Genomic DNA, 1,004 nt, shown 5'->3' on the forward strand with positions numbered 1-1,004 from the left:
GCAAAGCGCACGGGCATCAGACGCTTGGCGGGGCCAAAGGTTGTTAGAACATCCTGACGTGCAACCCACTTGATCTTGACGGTTTTGCCATCCGCCGTAACAATCTCGTCGCCGATCTTGAGGGATTCAACAGCAATCTCGCCCGTGTCGATGGTGATCATCGTTCCCGAAAGGAAGCAGTTAACGACGACAGCATTTTCTGCAACAGCTGCGAATGACCACGTCGAGGTATCTGTACTTGGTGTGCTGACAGAACTATCATATGGTATGTAGTAACTGTTCCCGGATCCGAAGACGGCGTACGTAAGACCCCCGATAGTTACTGTGTATCCAGTATAAGATTGCACATCGGAAGCAACAAAAAACTCTCCGGAATCTAGATTTCCGTCGTTGTTAGAGTCAACGACGGTGCCCGTAGCTGAGTTAGCCGTAGCACCAAGCAATCCCGAATCAGGTTGCCCAGTAGTGGCGTAGAAAATGTAATGTGTGGCGCTGAAGTTTGACACGACGACCTCCTCGGCCTGTTAGGACATGGGCTGTATTAGGAGTGGGCACACAGCAACCAGCTTGAAGGCGGTGCGTCCACAACTACCCTACTTGAGGATTTTTAAACGATCTCTTTGGAGATCCCATCCTCCCTGGCGGGGGCAAAAGGATAGATCATCCCTCTTTCGATAGGCTCGAAGCTTAAACAGCAAGCCCCACAGTCAACGGGATTTTTTCTTGGTGGCCTGCGCTTGAATCGCCATCGTGGCGCGACCTATCGCACATGCCCTGCTTCCCAAGCCTGGACCGCCGGAAGCTGAATTATTCCGGGGGCGGAACAGTCAATCAAAGCTCTTCTATCAGCGGAGGAGAAAAGCAAAAGACAACAGCCCCCGGATCGGTGAAACGAGGGCTGTCATAGCAAACGAGTAGAGACTGGACGGCCTGCTGTCAGATCAGTCGCGATCAGGCCGCTCGACCCCGGGTAAGCATCGCCTTGATGCGGGGCGGAACCTGCC

The 1,004-nt window shown here is 53.3% G+C and carries 1 protein-coding gene; it reads right to left on the bottom strand.

Annotated elements, in window-relative coordinates:
- Positions 1-506: Hint domain-containing protein (locus tag EP237_RS23885; RefSeq protein ID WP_206052356.1), on the bottom strand; the 506-nt coding region annotated here is incomplete at its 3' end.
- Between the last annotated feature and the right edge of the window lie 498 nt (positions 507-1,004).

It is taken from the genome of Nioella ostreopsis (genome assembly GCF_004000255.1).
Taxonomy (GTDB): domain Bacteria; phylum Pseudomonadota; class Alphaproteobacteria; order Rhodobacterales; family Rhodobacteraceae; genus Nioella; species Nioella ostreopsis.